The sequence below is a fragment of the Bacillus sp. GS3m_15504 genome (assembly GCF_055825275.1).
In genome coordinates this window covers 20,120-37,324 of sequence record NZ_JBVVNL010000007.1, presented here as the reverse complement: position 1 = coordinate 37,324, position 17,205 = coordinate 20,120, and the positions used below count along the sequence as shown (strand labels likewise).

At 36.7% G+C, this 17,205-nt stretch carries 20 protein-coding genes; 11 read left to right on the top strand and 9 right to left on the bottom strand.

Annotation, left to right across the window (positions count from 1 at the left end; translation table 11 throughout):
* The first annotated feature begins 7 nt into the window (after positions 1-7).
* Positions 8-685, top strand: a complete 678-nt coding sequence (locus tag AC0L0O_RS27320; RefSeq protein WP_000683466.1) for a uracil-DNA glycosylase — start codon at positions 8-10, stop codon at positions 683-685.
* Between the two features lie 38 nt (positions 686-723).
* Here AC0L0O_RS27320 and AC0L0O_RS27315 read toward each other — a convergent pair whose 3' ends face one another.
* The 3 genes from AC0L0O_RS27315 to AC0L0O_RS27305 form a co-directional block, all read right to left on the bottom strand.
* Positions 724-1,017 carry a DUF3817 domain-containing protein gene (locus AC0L0O_RS27315; RefSeq protein WP_000953389.1) on the bottom strand — a complete coding sequence of 98 codons (294 nt, stop codon included), beginning with the start codon at positions 1,015-1,017 and terminating at the stop codon, positions 724-726.
* A 209-nt stretch (positions 1,018-1,226) separates the two neighbouring features.
* Positions 1,227-2,048 carry a Cof-type HAD-IIB family hydrolase gene (locus AC0L0O_RS27310; protein ID WP_000221392.1) on the bottom strand — a complete coding sequence of 274 codons (822 nt, stop codon included), beginning with the start codon at positions 2,046-2,048 and terminating at the stop codon, positions 1,227-1,229.
* Positions 2,049-2,220: 172 nt separating this feature from the next.
* Entirely contained in the window at positions 2,221-3,504 is a 1,284-nt protein-coding gene (locus tag AC0L0O_RS27305; protein ID WP_000847027.1) for a purine/pyrimidine permease, read from the bottom strand.
* Between the two features lie 95 nt (positions 3,505-3,599).
* Here AC0L0O_RS27305 and AC0L0O_RS27300 point away from each other — a divergent pair, with 95 nt between their 5' ends.
* The 3 genes from AC0L0O_RS27300 (at position 3,600) to AC0L0O_RS27290 (ending at position 5,316) form a co-directional block, all read left to right on the top strand.
* Entirely contained in the window at positions 3,600-4,592 is a 993-nt protein-coding gene (locus AC0L0O_RS27300; protein ID WP_000993995.1) for a potassium channel family protein, read from the top strand.
* A 6-nt stretch (positions 4,593-4,598) separates the two neighbouring features.
* Positions 4,599-4,883 carry a YwdI family protein gene (locus AC0L0O_RS27295; protein ID WP_001167345.1) on the top strand — a complete coding sequence of 95 codons (285 nt, stop codon included), beginning with the start codon at positions 4,599-4,601 and terminating at the stop codon, positions 4,881-4,883.
* A gap of 64 nt (positions 4,884-4,947) precedes the next feature.
* Positions 4,948-5,316 (top strand): DUF423 domain-containing protein, encoded by a 369-nt coding sequence (locus tag AC0L0O_RS27290; protein WP_000688311.1) that lies wholly within the window; start codon positions 4,948-4,950, stop codon positions 5,314-5,316.
* Between the two features lie 30 nt (positions 5,317-5,346).
* Here the strand turns inward: AC0L0O_RS27290 and gerQ are convergent, their stop codons facing one another.
* The 4 genes from gerQ to hemQ form a co-directional block, all read right to left on the bottom strand.
* On the bottom strand, positions 5,347-5,784 hold the full coding sequence (gene gerQ / locus AC0L0O_RS27285; protein ID WP_000068638.1) for a spore coat protein GerQ: 438 nt from the start codon (positions 5,782-5,784) through the stop codon (positions 5,347-5,349).
* A 27-nt stretch (positions 5,785-5,811) separates the two neighbouring features.
* A complete protein-coding gene (gene cwlJ, locus AC0L0O_RS27280) occupies positions 5,812-6,234 on the bottom strand; it encodes a cell wall hydrolase CwlJ (RefSeq protein ID WP_000538153.1) in 423 nt (140 codons plus the stop codon).
* Positions 6,235-6,407: 173 nt separating this feature from the next.
* Positions 6,408-7,679 (bottom strand): serine hydrolase, encoded by a 1,272-nt coding sequence (locus tag AC0L0O_RS27275; RefSeq protein WP_072179974.1) that lies wholly within the window; start codon positions 7,677-7,679, stop codon positions 6,408-6,410.
* Positions 7,680-7,880: 201 nt separating this feature from the next.
* Positions 7,881-8,624, bottom strand: a complete 744-nt coding sequence (gene hemQ, locus AC0L0O_RS27270) for a hydrogen peroxide-dependent heme synthase (protein ID WP_001287585.1) — start codon at positions 8,622-8,624, stop codon at positions 7,881-7,883.
* Positions 8,625-8,904: 280 nt separating this feature from the next.
* Here hemQ and pta point away from each other — a divergent pair, with 280 nt between their 5' ends.
* Entirely contained in the window at positions 8,905-9,876 is a 972-nt protein-coding gene (gene pta, locus AC0L0O_RS27265; RefSeq protein ID WP_000067215.1) for a phosphate acetyltransferase, read from the top strand.
* A 48-nt stretch (positions 9,877-9,924) separates the two neighbouring features.
* Here the strand turns inward: pta and lipL are convergent, their stop codons facing one another.
* Positions 9,925-10,770 carry an octanoyl-[GcvH]:protein N-octanoyltransferase gene (gene lipL / locus AC0L0O_RS27260; RefSeq protein WP_000071929.1) on the bottom strand — a complete coding sequence of 282 codons (846 nt, stop codon included), beginning with the start codon at positions 10,768-10,770 and terminating at the stop codon, positions 9,925-9,927.
* Positions 10,771-10,946: 176 nt separating this feature from the next.
* Between lipL and AC0L0O_RS27255 the strand changes: the two genes are divergently transcribed.
* Entirely contained in the window at positions 10,947-11,537 is a 591-nt protein-coding gene (locus tag AC0L0O_RS27255; protein ID WP_000756203.1) for a lipoprotein BA_5634 family protein, read from the top strand.
* A gap of 28 nt (positions 11,538-11,565) precedes the next feature.
* Here the strand turns inward: AC0L0O_RS27255 and AC0L0O_RS27250 are convergent, their stop codons facing one another.
* Positions 11,566-12,258, bottom strand: a complete 693-nt coding sequence (locus AC0L0O_RS27250; protein ID WP_000868349.1) for an RsfA family transcriptional regulator — start codon at positions 12,256-12,258, stop codon at positions 11,566-11,568.
* A 284-nt stretch (positions 12,259-12,542) separates the two neighbouring features.
* On the opposite strand from AC0L0O_RS27250, the gene AC0L0O_RS27245 reads away from it, so the two are divergent.
* The 5 genes from AC0L0O_RS27245 to AC0L0O_RS27225 all read left to right on the top strand — a co-directional run bounded on the left by AC0L0O_RS27245 (position 12,543) and on the right by AC0L0O_RS27225 (position 17,111).
* On the top strand, positions 12,543-12,767 hold the full coding sequence (locus AC0L0O_RS27245; RefSeq protein WP_000526077.1) for a YuzB family protein: 225 nt from the start codon (positions 12,543-12,545) through the stop codon (positions 12,765-12,767).
* 311 nt (positions 12,768-13,078) lie between these two features.
* Entirely contained in the window at positions 13,079-14,134 is a 1,056-nt protein-coding gene (locus tag AC0L0O_RS27240) for a FecCD family ABC transporter permease (RefSeq protein WP_000388272.1), read from the top strand.
* Complete coding sequence (locus tag AC0L0O_RS27235; RefSeq protein WP_001260776.1) at positions 14,131-15,147, top strand: FecCD family ABC transporter permease; 1,017 nt, start codon at positions 14,131-14,133, stop codon at positions 15,145-15,147. Before AC0L0O_RS27240 ends, AC0L0O_RS27235 begins: the two co-directional genes overlap by 4 nt.
* Positions 15,148-15,162: 15 nt before the next feature.
* Positions 15,163-15,975: an ABC transporter ATP-binding protein gene (locus AC0L0O_RS27230; protein ID WP_000212060.1), complete on the top strand. Its 813-nt coding sequence runs from the start codon at positions 15,163-15,165 to the stop codon at positions 15,973-15,975.
* Between the two features lie 191 nt (positions 15,976-16,166).
* Complete coding sequence (locus AC0L0O_RS27225) at positions 16,167-17,111, top strand: ABC transporter substrate-binding protein (protein WP_000787743.1); 945 nt, start codon at positions 16,167-16,169, stop codon at positions 17,109-17,111.
* Positions 17,112-17,205: the final 94 nt, after the last annotated feature.

Genomic DNA, 17,205 nt, shown 5'->3' with positions numbered 1-17,205 from the left:
TGAAAGTGTGAAACATGTTTTGAAAAATGATTGGGGGCCGTTATTGGCACCAGAATTTGAGAAAGAGTATTATCGCGAGTTGGATGTTTTTTTGAAGGAAGAGTACAGTATACATGTTGTTTATCCAAAGATAGAAGATATCTTTAACGCTCTAGAGTATACAAGTTATGAAAATACAAAGGTCGTTATTTTAGGACAAGACCCATATCATGGTCCGAATCAAGCGCATGGTTTAAGTTTTTCTGTACAACCTGGTGTTAAAACGCCACCGTCATTGTTAAATATGTATAAAGAGCTTCGAGATGAATATGGGTATGACATTCCGAATAACGGTTATTTAGTGAAATGGGCAGAGCAAGGAGTATTACTACTAAATACTGTATTAACAGTTCGACAAGGCGAAGCAAATTCTCATAAGGGAAAAGGATGGGAGCATTTCACTGATCGTGTAATTGAGCTATTGAATGAACGTGAAAAACCAGTTATTTTCATATTGTGGGGACGCCATGCACAGGCGAAGAAGAAGTTAATTACGAATTCAAATCATCATATTATCGAATCTGTACATCCAAGCCCACTATCAGCAAGAAGAGGTTTCTTTGGGAGTAAGCCATACTCTAAAGTAAATACGATTTTAGCTAATATGGGCGAGAGAGAAATTGATTGGGAAATTCCAAATTTATAAATAGAAAAGGTAGTTAACAGTCGTTAACTACCTTTTTATTATTGTTGTTCGTTCTTTAATTTTGCATCTAGTACAAATGTACCAAATGGGATAACTGATGAAACGAATGCCCCAAGTGCCCATGCAATTGATTTACGGTGTACGATTGTTACTTGAATTACTGCGAAGATGAATAGAATAAATAGAACGCCGTGAGCCATGCCTGTAATTTTAACAGCTGTTGCAAATCCTGCGAAATATTTTAATGGCATTGCTACAAATAATAGTAATAGGAAAGAAATCCCCTCAATTAAGCCGATTGCTCTTAATCGTCCGATTGGTGTAGATAACATGAAGTAGCCTCCTTTAATGTATGCTTGTTTATAGTAAATTTGTATTCTTTTTCAAAATAAAATAGTCTATTTTGTTTCATTATATACAAAAAGAAAGTTTACACTACGAGAATAGTGCAAAGTTCAAAATATAGTCACAAAAGCATGGTGATTTAAATAAAAACCTATTTGAAGTATTTGACTTCAAATAGGTTTTATGGGTGGAAATATTAAACAAGCGCTTCTCTTTTTAGTACGAACTTCTCTACAACTTTTGCAACGCCATCGTTCATATTTGTATCTGTTACATAGTTTGCAATTTCCTTAATATCATCAGGTGCATTGCCCATTGCAACACCAAGACCAGCAAATTCAATCATCGCCTGATCGTTATAGCTATCGCCCATTGCGATAACTTCTTCACGCTTAATGCCAAGCTTTTGGATTAATTGGTTTAAGCTCGTTCCTTTTGTAACACCAGCTTCAGTAAATTCTAAGAAGAATGGTTTAGAACGCATAACGCTTAATTGTCCTTCTAGTTGTTTTTGTAGTTTCTTTTCTACTTCAACAAGGCGTTCAGCTTCTTTATTCATTAATACTTTTACTACAGGCTCTTTAACAGCAGCTTTAAAGTCATCTACTACAACAATTGGCATACCAGTAATATCGCCCTCAATTTCAGTATAAGGATTATTTTCTTCTGTTACGATATCATCGCCAATATAAGTGTGAATCCATACACCTTCAGTTTTACTAATTTCAAATAGATTGTGAACGATTTCAGGAGAAAGCGTACTACTAAAGATTTCTTCATTTGTTTTACAGTTAATAATTTTTGCGCCATTAAAAGATAGAATGAAACTACCGTATTCTTCTAAACGAAGTTCTTTCGCTACATTGCGCATACCGAATGTTGGACGTCCGGAAGCAAGTACCACTTTTACTCCTTGCTCTTGCGCAGTCATTAGAGCTTCTTTCGTACGAGGTGAAATAGTATGGTCATCACGTAATAACGTATCATCTAAATCTAAAACAATCATTTTATAAGTCATATTGAAAGTTCCCTTCTTTATTTAAATTACATGTTAATGAAGATGTTAAGGAATAATAGTAAGACATCGAACTTCTTAGGAAAGAAGTAGATAAATTATCATAGGCGTATTGCCCATGATAATTTATCGTAACAACTCTACAGGTAGAGTGCAATAATGGAAGTTTTCCAATTTACGATAGTTGTTTCTCTGTAGAACGAGAAAATAGTATTTCGAGCAGAATTGCCATTACAGATCCAAGAACGAGGCCGTTACTTAAAAATGATGCTAGAAATGGTGGGAGCGTAGAAAATGCTCCTGCTGGGACGAACATAACCCCGACTCCTGTAAAGATGGAAAGACCCGCTACTTTAAATAATCGTTCTTTATTTTGTACTGTGTCGTATTCACGGAAAGCTAGACCAATCATACTTGCAAATACAGGATAGATAGCAGCATAACCAACTGCAACTGGGATTGCTGCAAAGAATGAAGTGATCTTTGGGAATATACTAACGACAATAATAAAGCTTGATCCCAACATAAATGGGAGTCGCTTATAAATATTAGTCGTTGCAATAAAACCTGCTGATCCAGAAATGGCGACAGGCCCAATAGCTGAGAATAGACCGCCTAGTAATTGATTGATCCCTGTTATGATGCCGGCTTGTTTGAAACGATCTGGCGTTGCATTTTCTTCATATTTAGAGACAACCTTTTGCACAACACGAATACTTGCTAACATATTTGTTAGAAGTAATAATGTAACGAAAACGACCGTAATGGCCATGTTCCATTCAATGCGAGGCATGCCGAAAACAAATAGAGATGGCAGACGGATTATATCTGTCACAGGTGTTATTGGATTGGATAATCCGAAGCATGCAAATAAAATCCAGCCGCAGACGATACTGAAAAGAACAGAATATTGTCCGATAATAGGTAGCTTCATAATGAAAAAGGATAGTAAAATAACAATGAGTGAAAGAATAAATACGTCAGCTTGTACTTCTGTATGTTGTCCGTCAAGACCAAACATTCCTTTTAAGAAGGCCCCGCTAAGTTGCGCGACAAGAAGAAATAAATACGTTCCAATGACTGTCGGTGTAAAATAGCGAACTAGTTTATCGATGAGTCCAAAAACGCTAAGAATAATACAAATGATACCACTTAATAGGAAAGCGTACTGAAGGACTTTAAGCGTTTCATTGCTGGATCCAAATAATACGACACCTAAACTTGCATAAAGGGAGAAAATTCCCCACCAAAGGCCTGCAGGACCTTCTTGAATAGGAAGTTTATGTCCAAATATAGCTTGCAATAAGCCAGCAAAGCCAAGAACAAATAATGTTCTCTGTACGAATGCAATAGCTTCAGCGCCATCTAGGCCATAACTAGTTGCGACACTAATTGGTACAATAAGGCTTCCAGCTAAAATAAATAGTGCCCATTGTAAGGCGGAAAGAAATGTCTTCATTATATCAACCTCTTTCATAGATTCCGTATCTAGTATATACGTATTTCATTTCCACTGGCAAAGATTGTAGGTAGAGAAAAGAGTTGAAACACGATATGAATGCACGTAAACAATTATGGATAGCAGTTATATGTATGACTTTTGTTGTAATTCTAGGAACATTAGGATTTATGACAATTGAAGAGATTAGTTTATTTCAAGCATTTTGGATGACGATGATTACCGTATTAACGGTTGGATACGGAGATGCCATTCCTGTAACACATGCAGGAAAAGTATTTGCGCTTCTTATCATACCGGTTGGAGTTGGTATTGTTACGTATGCAATTGGTGTAGTGGCAGCTATGATTATTGAAGGGAATTTATTTCATGCAGTACGGAGGAAGAAGATGGATAAACAAATAGCACAGTTACAAAATCATATTATCGTATGTGGTTGCGGTAGAGTAGGGCTTCAAGTTGTACATGAATTGCAAGAAAAGAAAATACCATTTGTTGTCGTGGATAAAGATGAAAGCATATTAGAGAAGGAAAAACTTTTGTATGTACATGGAGATGCAACGGAAGACAAAGTGTTACATCATGCTGGAATTTCAAAGGCAGCTGGTTTAGTTGCCATCGTAGCAAACGATGCTGAAAATGTATTTATTACATTAACGGCAAGAGGATTAAACGATGCAATTAAAATTGTGGCAAGAGCAGAAAAACCAGAAACCGAAGACAAGTTAAAGAGGGCTGGGGCAAATAAGGTGATTAATCCATCTAGTATGGCCGGCATTCATATTGCAAAAGGCATTGCGAATCCGCTAACGGTTCATTATATTGATACAGTACTGTATGGGGTGGAACAGTCATTTGTAATTGAAGAAATTGCAGTAGGCAAGGGCTCTATTTTAACTAATAAATCGTTATTAGAGAGTGATGTTAGAAATCAATTTGATGTAACAATTTTAGCGATTTTGAGAAATGGGAATGTTATACATAATCCAACGGGGCAGGAAAAGTTGCAAGAACATGATATGATAATAGTATTTGGTTCAGTAGAGAAGCTGGGACAATTTGAGAAAGAACTACAAAGTACGAGGTGATAAGGGATGCAAATATCAAGCGATAAGATTTTAAATAAAATGGCGAATGAAATTGCAAAGGCAAAAAGTAGTGAAGGACAAAAATCAAAAGAGCATTTATTAGTTGTACGTGCTTTATGCGATTTATTATTAGATGAGCAAGTTGAATCTTCTACGTATAGAGAGCCGCAAATTCAATCACAAATAATTGGATCACAGCCAGTAACGATGCAACCAATTGCACCGGTTTCTGGAGAACCAGTTTATATAAAAGAAAGTGATGCAAACGGTAATTCTTTATTTGATTTTTAGGAGATAAATCGTTTGGCTTATATGTAAAAATTGCTTATGATAAAGGTAAAAAAGGGGAATTAAGATGAAAATTTTCTTTTTACTAGGTTGTATTGCAGCGGGGCTATCTGTTGCGTTAGGAGCATTTGGAGCACACGGTTTAGAAAATAAAATTTCTGCAAAAATGTTAGAAGTTTGGAAAACAGGTGTTACATATCAAATGTTCCATGCAGGTGGGCTATTCGTAGTTGCATTATTGATGGATAAGATACAATCATCACTTTTAACTACTGCTGGTTGGCTTATGGTAGCTGGGATTATTATGTTCTCAGGTAGTCTGTATGCGCTAAGCACAACAGGGATTAAGTTTTTTGGTCCAATTACACCTCTTGGTGGTGTAGCGTTTATCGTGGCATGGATCTTAGTTGGAACTGCAGTTGTAAAAGGGCTATAAAGAACAAAAGCTGGCATATGCCAGCTTTTTTTATGGTCTTGGAGCATAAGTTGCTTGTTGACTCGGTAAATACGTAATTTCTTCTGGGAATTCTACATAATCTAAGTAAATCATTAATAGTAAATAACGTTTACCTGATTGTGGTTCACTAATTACAATATGATCACGACCAGCAGCTTCGATAATACCTGTATACGATTGTGTACCGAGTGAGCTACCGCGCTCATAAGTCATTACAACTGTAGCTTGCTTGCCCTTGTTTAAGCGAAGGATGTTTTCAATATAGGATTGTTCTAGAGGTAACATGCCTTGAGAAATTGCATATTGGGCTTGCGCAGCTTGAGCTGCTTGTTGTTGCATCGCTTGCTGTTGTTGTTGCTGTCCAGCAGTCATTTGTTGCGGTTGTACATAAGTTCCAGATGGTTGATAAAATCCTGTTCCATAATACGGGTTTTGTTGCTGTGCCATTCAAAAATCCCTCCTCATTATCAATCCTTAATATACGCTAGGACAATCCTCGCCAGATGGCTGGAAGAAGCAGTGCTTTTTGAAGCGACCAGAGTTTTGTTGATTATACCAAGTTGGTGGACAGGGGCCTTCAGGTCTAAAAAACCATAAGGCAAAATTTGCAGGCCAAAAACGTTGTCCTTGAATCGTTCGCCTTGCTAAAGCGATATCCTGTTCTCTTGCACGTTGATAAAAATATCCTTTTTGCGTTGCCTCAAAACCACCAGGATTTTGATACACCATTTGACGTAAATTACGTATTTTTTTAAAATCTAAACAATTTCCCCGGACACGATTTACTCCAACATTTCCGACCATTAACATGCCTTGTTGCCCTTCTCCTTCGGCTTCAGCACGCATCAGTCTAGCTAATAGCTTTACATCTGCTTCGTTATACGCGATAACGCCCATTATGTGTCACCTCTCTTTTTGGAATACCTTGTGGAAAGAGGTTTATCTCTAGATGAAGTGTGTAACAATTACTAGTTCATACGTATGAGAAAAAGGACTCAGATATGACAACCAAACGAAGTTTTACAATGAGAGTGGAAAATAAAAAAAGCTAGCGTGAGCCAGCTTTTTTATTAAAAAACTTTAGACCATAAGTTTGAGAAGAAATCTCCAATAGAGCGCATTGTTAAAACAAACCAATTTGCTTTTTCAACTTCTTCTGTCGTTTTTGCAGTAACTTTCATACTTTTACTACCGTCTAAGAAACCATATTTATCAGTTGATTCTAAAGTAATTGAGCCTACTTTGGCATCCTTCTTAATAGGAGCAACTAAATGCCCATCTTCAGCAAGAGATTTATCTACTTCAGTTCCAATTTTATAAGGATTTTTGCTACCTTTCTTCGCAATTACGGTTATTTCTTTTTCCGGTGCAACAGTTACTTGATCCTCTTTCCCTTGTGCGACAGAGAGTGTATTGTTTTTATCAACCTTTAGCTTTTGTTTTTCAAAGTTATTAAACCCGTATTCGATTAATTCACGAGATTCTGTGAAGCGCTCGTCCATTGATTTTGTTTTAATAATAACCGAAATAAGACGTACATCACCACGTTTAGCAGTAATGGTAAATCCGTATCCAGCTGTATCAGAACTTCCGGTTTTTAAACCATCAGTACCTTCATAAGCGAAAGCAGCCCCTGGTAACATCCAGTTCCAGTTTTCCATACGAATTGGTTTCGGATGATTATCTGGGAAGTTTCTAAATCTTTGTTTTGTATCCTCTAGCATTTCCGGATACTTTGTAATCATTGCTTTTGAAAGTATACCCATATCGCGAGCTGACATAGAGTTTTCTGCATTTGGATCAGTACCCTCAGGATGTTTTCCTTTTAAGTCAGTGTTATTTAAACCAGTAGCGTTTACAAATTTATATTTCTTTAACCCTAGTTTTTTTGCATGTTCATTTGCAAGGTTTAAGAAGTTTTTCTCACTTCCTGCAAGAAGCTCTGCTAAGGCAATACTAGATCCGTTTGCAGAGAAGATAACGATAGAATGATATAGTTCTCTTACAGTATATTGACGTCCTTTTTCGAACGGTACGTTAGAGAATTCGTTATTACGTGAAACTTCATAAGCATAATCAGAAATGTTTACCTTTGTATCCCATGTGATTTTTCCTTCTTTAATTGCTTCTAATACAGCATAAACAACAATTAACTTTGACATACTAGCGATAGCTAGTAATTCATCAGGATTTTGTTCATGCAGTATTTTTCCTGTATCTGCATCAAATAGAAGTGCAGCCGCCGCCTCAATGTGTATTTTCTCTTCTGCATGGGATGTTGTTACTCCTAAGGAAGAAATTGACAATAAAAGCGCTAGTAAAATAGACAAGATTTTCTTCATATAAATTATCACCTTCGCATCGTTATTAGCATGTAGCTCGTACCATTTTAGCATAAATTTGGATATGAAAAGGTTACAATTTTACAAGAAATTTGAAAAGGATTTGTCGATTTTTGTTCAAATTCGCGGAGAAAAGAAGTTTTTTGTGGAGAAATATAGAGGATAATAAAAAAGGAACGAATTTCGTTCCTTTTTCACGATTTATATGTGTAAAAATTTCTCTACCTTTTCGTCTGGTAAAATGTTGCCGACGAAAAATGTTCCAAATTCACCATAACGAGCACTTACTTCATCGAAGCGCATTTCATATATAAGCTTTTTAAATTGAAGAACATCGTCAGCAAATAATGTTACACCCCACTCGAAATCGTCGAATCCGACTGATCCTGAAATGACTTGGCGTACTTTCCCTGCGTACTGGCGGCCGATTTTACTATGACTGTACATCATTTTCTTACGTTCTTCCATAGGAAGCATGTACCAGTTGTCATCACCTTGGCGACGCTTGTCCATTGGGTAGAAGCAAATGTGATTTGCTTTCGGTAACTCTGGATATAAGCGAGCTAAGATTTGTGGATTTTGGTATGGATCTTCATCAGCTGGAAGGTAGTTGCTTAGTTCAACAACAGATACGTAAGAGTATGCAGGAACCATATATTCAGCTAATGTTGTTTTATTCAATTCTGTCTCAATTTCGTTTAACTCTTCCATTGTTGGACGTAAAATCATAAGCATAATATCAGCTTTTTGGCCAACAACTGTATACATTGCATGACTGCCTTTTTTTGCAGCAGCTACGTCGTTCCATTTTTCAACGACATTTAAAAATTCAGACACAGCTTGTCCGCGTTCGTCGCTAGATAATGTTTTCCATGCAGCCCAATCAATAGAACGTAAATCATGTAAACAATACCAGCCATCTAACGTTGTTGTTGCTTCACTCATTCTATTCACCTCAGTTAATGATAGTTTTACACGTTAACTATAGCATATATAGTTTTAAAATCATCTATATAAAACCTTGTCGCATAAAATTGTCACATTTATATTTATTTGAAAATAGGAAGAGACAAGGCTTAAAGGGGCTTTATTTCTGTGCTGAATTTTATGAAAATATAATCATTTTTATTTTATCTATTTTTTGGGAGCTATAAGTTTAAAATAGAGAAGAAAAGCAGTATTCTTAAAGATAGAGTTTTTTTAACATATGTAGGAGGGTTTATTCGTGAGCAACTTATTTACAACAGTAAAAGAAAAAGTTCAAGGAAAAGGCATTTCTATCGTACTTCCTGAAGGAACTGATGAAAGAATTTTAGGCGCTGCAGAGCGTTTAGCAAAAGAAGAGCTAGTAAAACCAATCTTAGTTGGTAATAAAGAAGAAATTAGCGCAAAAGCTGCTAGCATGAATTTAACATTAGCAGGCGTTGATATTTACGATCCAGCTACATACGAAGAAATGGATGCAATGGTAGCATCTTTCGTTGAACGCCGTAAAGGTAAAGCAACAGAAGAAGACGCTCGCAAAATCCTTAAAGACGAAAATTACTTCGGTACAATGCTTGTATACATGGGCAAAGCACACGGTTTAGTAAGTGGTGCAGCTCACTCTACAGCTGATACAGTTCGTCCAGCACTTCAAATTATTAAAACAAAACCAGGCGTTACAAAAACTTCTGGCGTATTCATCATGGTACGTGAAGAAGAGAAATATGTATTTGCTGATTGCGCAATTAACATTGCACCAAATAGCCAAGATTTAGCTGAAATTGGTATCGAGAGTGCGAAAACTGCTGAACTATTCGGTATTGACCCACGCGTTGCTATGTTAAGCTTCTCTACAAAAGGTTCTGCGAAATCTCCAGAAACAGAAAAAGTTGTAGAAGCAACTCGCATTGCAAAAGAAATGGCTCCAGAATTAACTTTAGATGGAGAATTCCAATTCGATGCAGCATTCGTACCATCTGTAGCTGAGAAAAAAGCTCCAGGTTCTACAATTAAAGGTGATGCTAACGTATTCGTATTCCCAAGCCTAGAAGCTGGTAATATTGGCTACAAAATCGCTCAACGTTTAGGTAACTTCGAAGCAGTAGGACCGATCTTACAAGGTTTAAACATGCCTGTAAACGACCTATCTCGTGGATGTAACGAAGAAGAAGTGTACAAGTTAGCTTTAATTACAGCAGCTCAAGCACTTTAATTTTATAATGAATTGAAATAAAGACCGTCGCTATTATAGCGACGGTCTTTATTTTTCTAAGCCAAGTGCTTTATTATTACGATCAATAATACGCTGTAAATTCGTCTCATATAAAGGTATTTCATCTATTGTTAATTGAGATGGTGTTAACTTTGGAGCGAATTGTTGCAATGTTTTTAAAAGGCGCATCATTAAGTCTTGTACTGTAATGGTTTCATCAAGTAATTCTGAAAGTGAAGCCATCGTACTCGGCACAATTTCAGGATACGTAAAGCGTGTTTCTTCTCCTTGGATTGCTAGATTATAAAAATCACGAACGAGTGCGGCACGCTCAGAACCACTTCCTGTAGCGCAAAGGTAAATTTGAACTGCGACACCACCGCGAATACGTCGCTGTGAAATGCCAGCAAATTTTTGATCGCGAATACTTAAATCGTAGCTGCCAGGGCAGTAAGAACCAACAATTTCCTTTGCCTCAATCGTAACGTCATAATCTTTTAGCATCTCCTGAATTAAATGCCACATTGTATCGTATCCAAGATCAATATCAATACCTTTTTCTGTTTCTTGGAATAAAAGTGATACATTTAACACACCTTCATCAAGTACGACTGCAAGCCCGCCAGAATTACGAACGATAACATTGAAGTTGTTTTCTTTTAAAAAGGAAATACCTTCTTCTAAGTGTGGTAGGCGTGAATCTTGAATGCCAAGAACAATTGTATTGTGATGAACCCAAGAGCGCATTGTTGCAGCTGATTCGCCCTTTCCAATGCTTGTGCATAATGTATCATCCATTGCGAATGATTGAAGTGCATGGAATGTTGGTCCTAAACTAGACTGATCTACAATACGCCACTCTGGCTGAGATAAAATGGAACGGGAATTGCTCATATAACTAACCCCTTATCTTTAAAATGACAACCTCTATTATAGCAAAAAATAATGAAAGTAGTTTTTAAGAGGGAACCTTACTGAATTGTAAGGTTGTTGTAAGGAAAGTGAATTGGTTAAACGATCTATGATGGCTAAACTAAGAGATGTAATTATTGATTTTAGGAGGCATACAAATGAAAAAAGTTAAATTAGGACTCGTAGCGATTATGTCAGCTGCTGTATTTAGTGGTTGTTCTATTATGGATATGGTTGCACCGCAAGCAACAGGTATTGTTATGTACGGAGATGAAACAGGCGTTCAACAAACAATGGATCAATATAAAGATAAAATTGAATCTCAAAATAAATTTGAAGCCAAACTAGGTACTGTTAATGAGAAAAAGGTTTTAATCATGAATAAAACAACGGCTGAGAAGATGGTAAAGGAAAACATGCTGAAAAAAGTAGTAAAAGAAGATGTAGAACCTATTAAAGCATTGCCGGCTATTTCTGATGAAGCTGGAATTGTATTTGCTAAAGAGGAACAAAAAGATGTGGTAATCGATGGAAAGAAAATGAAGTACGAAGGTAATGTAGTAATTGGTGATGCGCGTAAATATACAGATATGTATGCAGTTGTTAGTGATGCAGAATATGCAAAAATAAGTGAACCGGTAAAAACAATTGGTTTAGCATCTTTTAAAGAGAATCCAAAGGAAAAGATTTTCCCAGATATAAAGAGGGGTTCTAAAGTAGAAGAAGCACATATGGTTGAAGTGAAATAACAAAAAGGATGCATGTAATGCATCCTTTTTACTCTGCAATTTTTTCTAAATTACCGTTTCGATCCATTCGGAAAGATGTTTGAGAACGCTCTTCGTCATCCATGACTGCTAACTTACGAGCTCGGTTCATAATGTTCATAAGTGTTTCGTAATCTTCTTGTACAGTATGAGATTGCTTTTCTAACTTTTCTAGTTTCTTTTCTAATTCTTCATTTCGAAGGATTTGTGCTTTCATTTCTTGTTTCAATCTCGTATTCTCGTTTTCAAGAGCTGTCACTTTTATATTTGAAGATCCGACTGTTTGTAAGAAATAAATAACATCTTGCATTGTCATAGAGCCTTTTGCAGCAGGTACGGTAGATTCTTGATATGGAATAGCTTCTTTATATTGTACAGTTGTTTCTTCTTGAACTAATTCATCATAATCCGTTATTGCTCCAGAAGCTGGTGGTGTATAAAGTAAACGTTTTTTCGCTTGTTCACCACTTGCAGCACGCATTTTATCTTTACGATGTTTTTTTGCTAGTTGAAGAGCTTGTTCATAGCTATAGCGAACAACAGCATTCCAACGGAAACCACAGGCAGCCGATGTACGATTTAACTTGTCTCCTACTTCTTCAAATGCATTTAATTGAGTACTTCCTTCTCGAACGTGACGAAGTACAGTTTCAGCGAGTAATAAATCATCCTCATCCGTCCAAGCATCTTGTCTTACTTTCATAGATTCAACTCCCTTTCTTTTTATGAACTTCCTATTTTTATAATGGGCAAAAAAATGAGCTTTTATACAAAGCTTTTAAAAATATGGTAGATTTCGATGAAAGGTATAAATTTTGCCAAGAATGACGGAAGCTTCTGTAGGAGAACATATAAATATGTAACATTATATGAAGAAAGAGCGTCGCAAGGAAACTTGCAACGAGCTTCAAAGAGCGGTAAAATACCATTTAGTGTTTATTTTTAAATGTACTTGAGAAAAGTTTAAAATAGAGGAAGTGTTATATGATGGGAAACGAATTTCGTGTGTGCGATGATTGCCAGGCAACGAATGTTAAAACGTTGATTCCAAAGTTAAAAAAAGTAGATTCATGTGCAACGATTGAAGTTGGATGTCAGTCTTACTGTGGTCCTGGCCGTAAAAAATCATTCGCATTTGTAAATAATCGTCCAGTTGCGGCGCCAACAGAAGACGAATTAATTGTAAAAATTGAAGCAAAGTTAAATAAGTAAGGAAAAGAAGAGTGAACAGATTACTCTTCTTTTTTTATGCCCATAAGAGGAAGGATTTATTCTGAGAAAGCTTAGCTGGTGATGATAATAGTTACTGACAGAGGAATGGTATCTATTCATTAACGTCTCGACCTATATGAATTTGTATTTCAAAATAATAGTTGACAGTCTTTGGAAGCGATAGGTAGAATAGAAGGTGTCTGATTCTGAGAATCATTATCAGAGAAAATAATTCATCTAATTTTTTTATTGCTATTTGAGAATAAATTTCATTTCATTAAATATATGTTGTTGGTTAGGATGGTTGAGGGATGGAAGCGAGCGCAAAGAGTATAGAACAGCAAGATGTGAATGTTAAAGAGATTAAGAGCAGGCCGCTCATTGCTTCTATTATTTTAGTAGCCGGTACAATTTTGTTAGCTTTAAGCATGGCATTGTCTATTTCGTTTGGTGCTGCAGATATTAGTTTAAAGACGGTATGGCAAGCTGTATTTCAGTTTGATGGGTCGTTGACGCATCATAACGTAATTCAAGAACTTCGCATGCCTAGAGCAATAGGGGGCGTAGTTGCAGGTGCCTTTTTAGCGGTATCAGGGGCAATTATGCAAGGGATGACGCGAAATCCACTTGCTTCTCCATCATTAATGGGTATTACAGATGGGGCTGTATTTGGAATTGCAATTATGTATGCATTCTTCCCTAATTCACCTTATTTAATGTTCGTTATCGCATCTTTTATTGGTGCTGCGTTTGGAGCGAGCATTGTATATGGAATTGGGTCTTCTTCACCAGGTGGATTAACGCCTGTGAAATTAGCTTTAGCAGGAGCAGCAATTAGTGCTTTATTAGGGGCCATTTCATCTGGAATTGCACTGTATTTCAATCTTGCCCAAGAGGTGAGTATGTGGAATGCGGGCGGAGTTGCTGGAGTGAAATGGGAAAGCATCAATATGCTAGTGCCAATCGGTCTAGTTTGTCTCTTTATCGCGATTATGATGTCGAGGTATATTACAATTTTGAGCTTCGGTGAAGAGATTGCAATTGGACTTGGTCAAAATACGACATTAATTAAATTTATCGGAACAGTACTTGTTCTTGTGTTAACTGGTTCTGCAGTTTCTATGGCAGGGTCGGTTGGATTTGTTGGTCTTGTAATCCCGCATATGACTCGTTTCCTTGTAGGCTCAGACTATAGATGGGTTATCCCATGTTCTGCAGTTTTAGGTGGGCTGTTAATTGAATGTGCAGATATGTTATCTCGCGTTATTAATCCGCCGTTTGAAACGCCAATTGGAGCAATTACAGCGCTAATTGGAGTTCCATTCTTCCTCTACTTAGCACGTAACGAAGGGAGAGGGAAAATGTGAGGACAAGTGTCTTAACAAAAAAGAACGTTTCTGTTTTAACAATTTTAGTAGGATTAATCGTTACTGTATTTTTAGTGAGTTTAAATACAGGGACATTTAAAATACCGCCAATGGACGTATTAAAGTCATTGGTTGGACTTGGGGCTGAAGATCAGTCTGTTATTTTATTTGAATTTCGTATGCCACGTATGGTTATCGCTATATTAGTTGGATCTGCTTTAGCTATGTCAGGTGCGATTTTGCAAGGTTTATCACGAAATCCACTTGCTGATCCGGGTATTATCGGTATTAACGCTGGAGCAGGATTAACAGTTGTTATATTCGTCTACTTTTTCTTCGGGAAAGTTGGGACTGGTACATTTTTATCTGTATTTATCCTTCCATTCTTCGCGTTAGTTGGAGCGATATTAGCAGCGGTTATTATTTATTTACTAGCATGGAAAGACGGCGTTTCATCTACTCGATTGATACTTGTTGGTATCGCCGTTGCAGCAGGATTTGGTGCTGTTAGTTTAATTTTTTCTATGAAGATGACATCTAACGATTTCCGCTTTGCTACGATTTGGTTAGCAGGAAGTCTTTGGGGCACAGATTGGAAGTTCGTGCTAAGTGTCCTTCCATGGATGGTTATTTTCTTACCACTAGCTATTAGTAAAGCACACATACTAAATGTAATGAACCTAGGCGACTCTACAGCAGTTGGTCTTGGTGTAAACGTAGAAAAGGAAAGACGTAAATTATTATTTATTGCAGTTTGTTTAGCTGGTGCATCTGTCGCTGTTGCCGGAGGAATTGGTTTTATCGGTTTAATGGCTCCACATTTAGCGAGGCGCCTTGTTGGTGGGAAACATCAAATTATGCTACCTACAGCTGCACTAATAGGAACGTTTTTACTTTTATTCGCAGACGTAATTTCAAGAAGTGTGTTACCAACTTCAGAAATACCGGTCGGTCTTGTTATTTCTGTAATTGGTGCACCGTATTTTATATACTTACTTATGAGGACAAAGTAAAGGGAGGCTTTTTGTATGGCAACTTTAGCAGTTGATGCGGTATCTGTTGGCTATAATGAAGGGTTAATTATTGATGGATTAACAGTTGAAATTCCGGAAGGGAAAATTACAACAATTATTGGACCAAATGGTTGTGGAAAGTCCACATTATTAAAAACGGCTTCTCGTATTTTGAAAGCAAAAAAAGGTACTGTTTATCTTGACGGAAAAGCAATTGAGAAACAGCCAACGAAAGAAATCGCAAAGAAAATGGCGATTTTACCACAGACTGCAGAAGTGCCAACTGGCCTTACTGTGTTTGAACTCGTTTCATATGGACGCTTTCCTCATCAAAAAGGATTTGGAACGTTGAAGGAAGAGGATTATCGCTACATTCATTGGGCACTTGAAGTGACAGGAATGACAGAATTCGCAAATCGTCCAGCAGAGGCATTATCAGGTGGGCAACGTCAACGCGTATGGATTGCGATGGCTCTTGCACAAGGGACAGAATTACTCGTATTAGATGAACCGACAACGTACTTAGATATGGCTCATCAATTGGAAGTATTAAACTTATTGAAAAAGTTAAATGAAGAAGAAGGTAGAACGATTGTTATGGTTATCCATGACTTAAACCATGCTTCTCGTTTCTCAGATCATATGATTGCATTAAAAGCTGGTAAGTTAATGAAACAAGGAACGCCAGATGAAGTGATGACGAGTGAAACACTTCGTAATGTATTTGAGATTGAGGCTCAAATCGTTCCGTGTCCAGTAAACTGTAAGCCAATTTGTTTAACATATGATTTAGCAATGATTAGTAATCAATTGCGTAAAAAAGCATAAGTAGAATTCCCCTCTTAAAGAGGGGGGACTTCTAATGGATGTTGAGCTTCTTATTACTAAATAGGAAGTTGAACACCCGTTAGAACGGGACATAAATAACAATTAATAAATATATATTGATTAATTGTTAATCTTGTTTCTTATAGTTCACCGTAACTTATAAGAGAAATACAGCTAGAAGGAGTGGGAACATGAAGAATTTTAAAATGGCGTTATTAGCAATGGTACTAGTCGTTACTTCTGTACTATTTGCAGCTTGTTCTAACAAAGAAGAAAAGAAAGCAGATGCGAAGGATGCGAAGACTGAAGAGCGCACTGTACAACATGCAAAAGGGGAAATTAAAATCCCTGCAAATCCAAAGAAAATTGCTGACCTTAGTGGTTCAACAGAAGAATTATTAATCTTTGGTATGAAACCAATTATTACTGCTAATACATCTCAAGAAAAAATTGATGCACATATTGAAAAGAAATTAAAAGACGTAAAACCAGTTGGTTCTGCTTGGGGCGATAAAATTAACATCGAAGCAGTAGCTGCTGCAAAACCAGACTTAATTCTTGTAAACAATCGTCAAGAAAAGATTTATGATCAATTATCTAAAATTGCACCAACAGTTATGTTAAAAACTCCATTAGACCAATGGCGTCCAAAATTCGAAGAAGTAGGTCAAATCTTCGGTAAAGAGAAAGAAACAAAAGAATGGTTCAAACAGTATGATGAAAAAGCAAGCAAATTACATGACAAAATCGTTGCGAAAACTGGCGATGCTAAATTCATGAAAATGGCTGCATATCCAAATGCTTTCCGTGTATACGGTGACTACGGTTACGGTAGCGTAATCTTTAATGATTTAAAATTACCAGCAGTTAAAGGTACACCAACTGATAAACCGTTAGTACAAGTGCAAAAAGAAGCTTTAATTGATTACAACCCAGATTACTTATTCGTATTTACGACTGGTGACGGTTCTCAGCGCCTAAAAGAATTCCAAGAAGAATCAATTTGGAAAAATATGAACGCTGTTAAAAACAACCACGTATTTACAATTAAAAACGAAGAATTAAACAAAGGTTACTTCCCACTAGGTAAAGAAATGATCTTAGATGAAGTTGCTGAGTTCGTTTTAGGGAAATAATGTATAAAAAGAGATCACTTTTACTCCGGTAAAGGTGATTTTTTCTTTTTATAAAGGCAATTCATATAGTCTTTCATTTCTTTCTGTTTCCTAT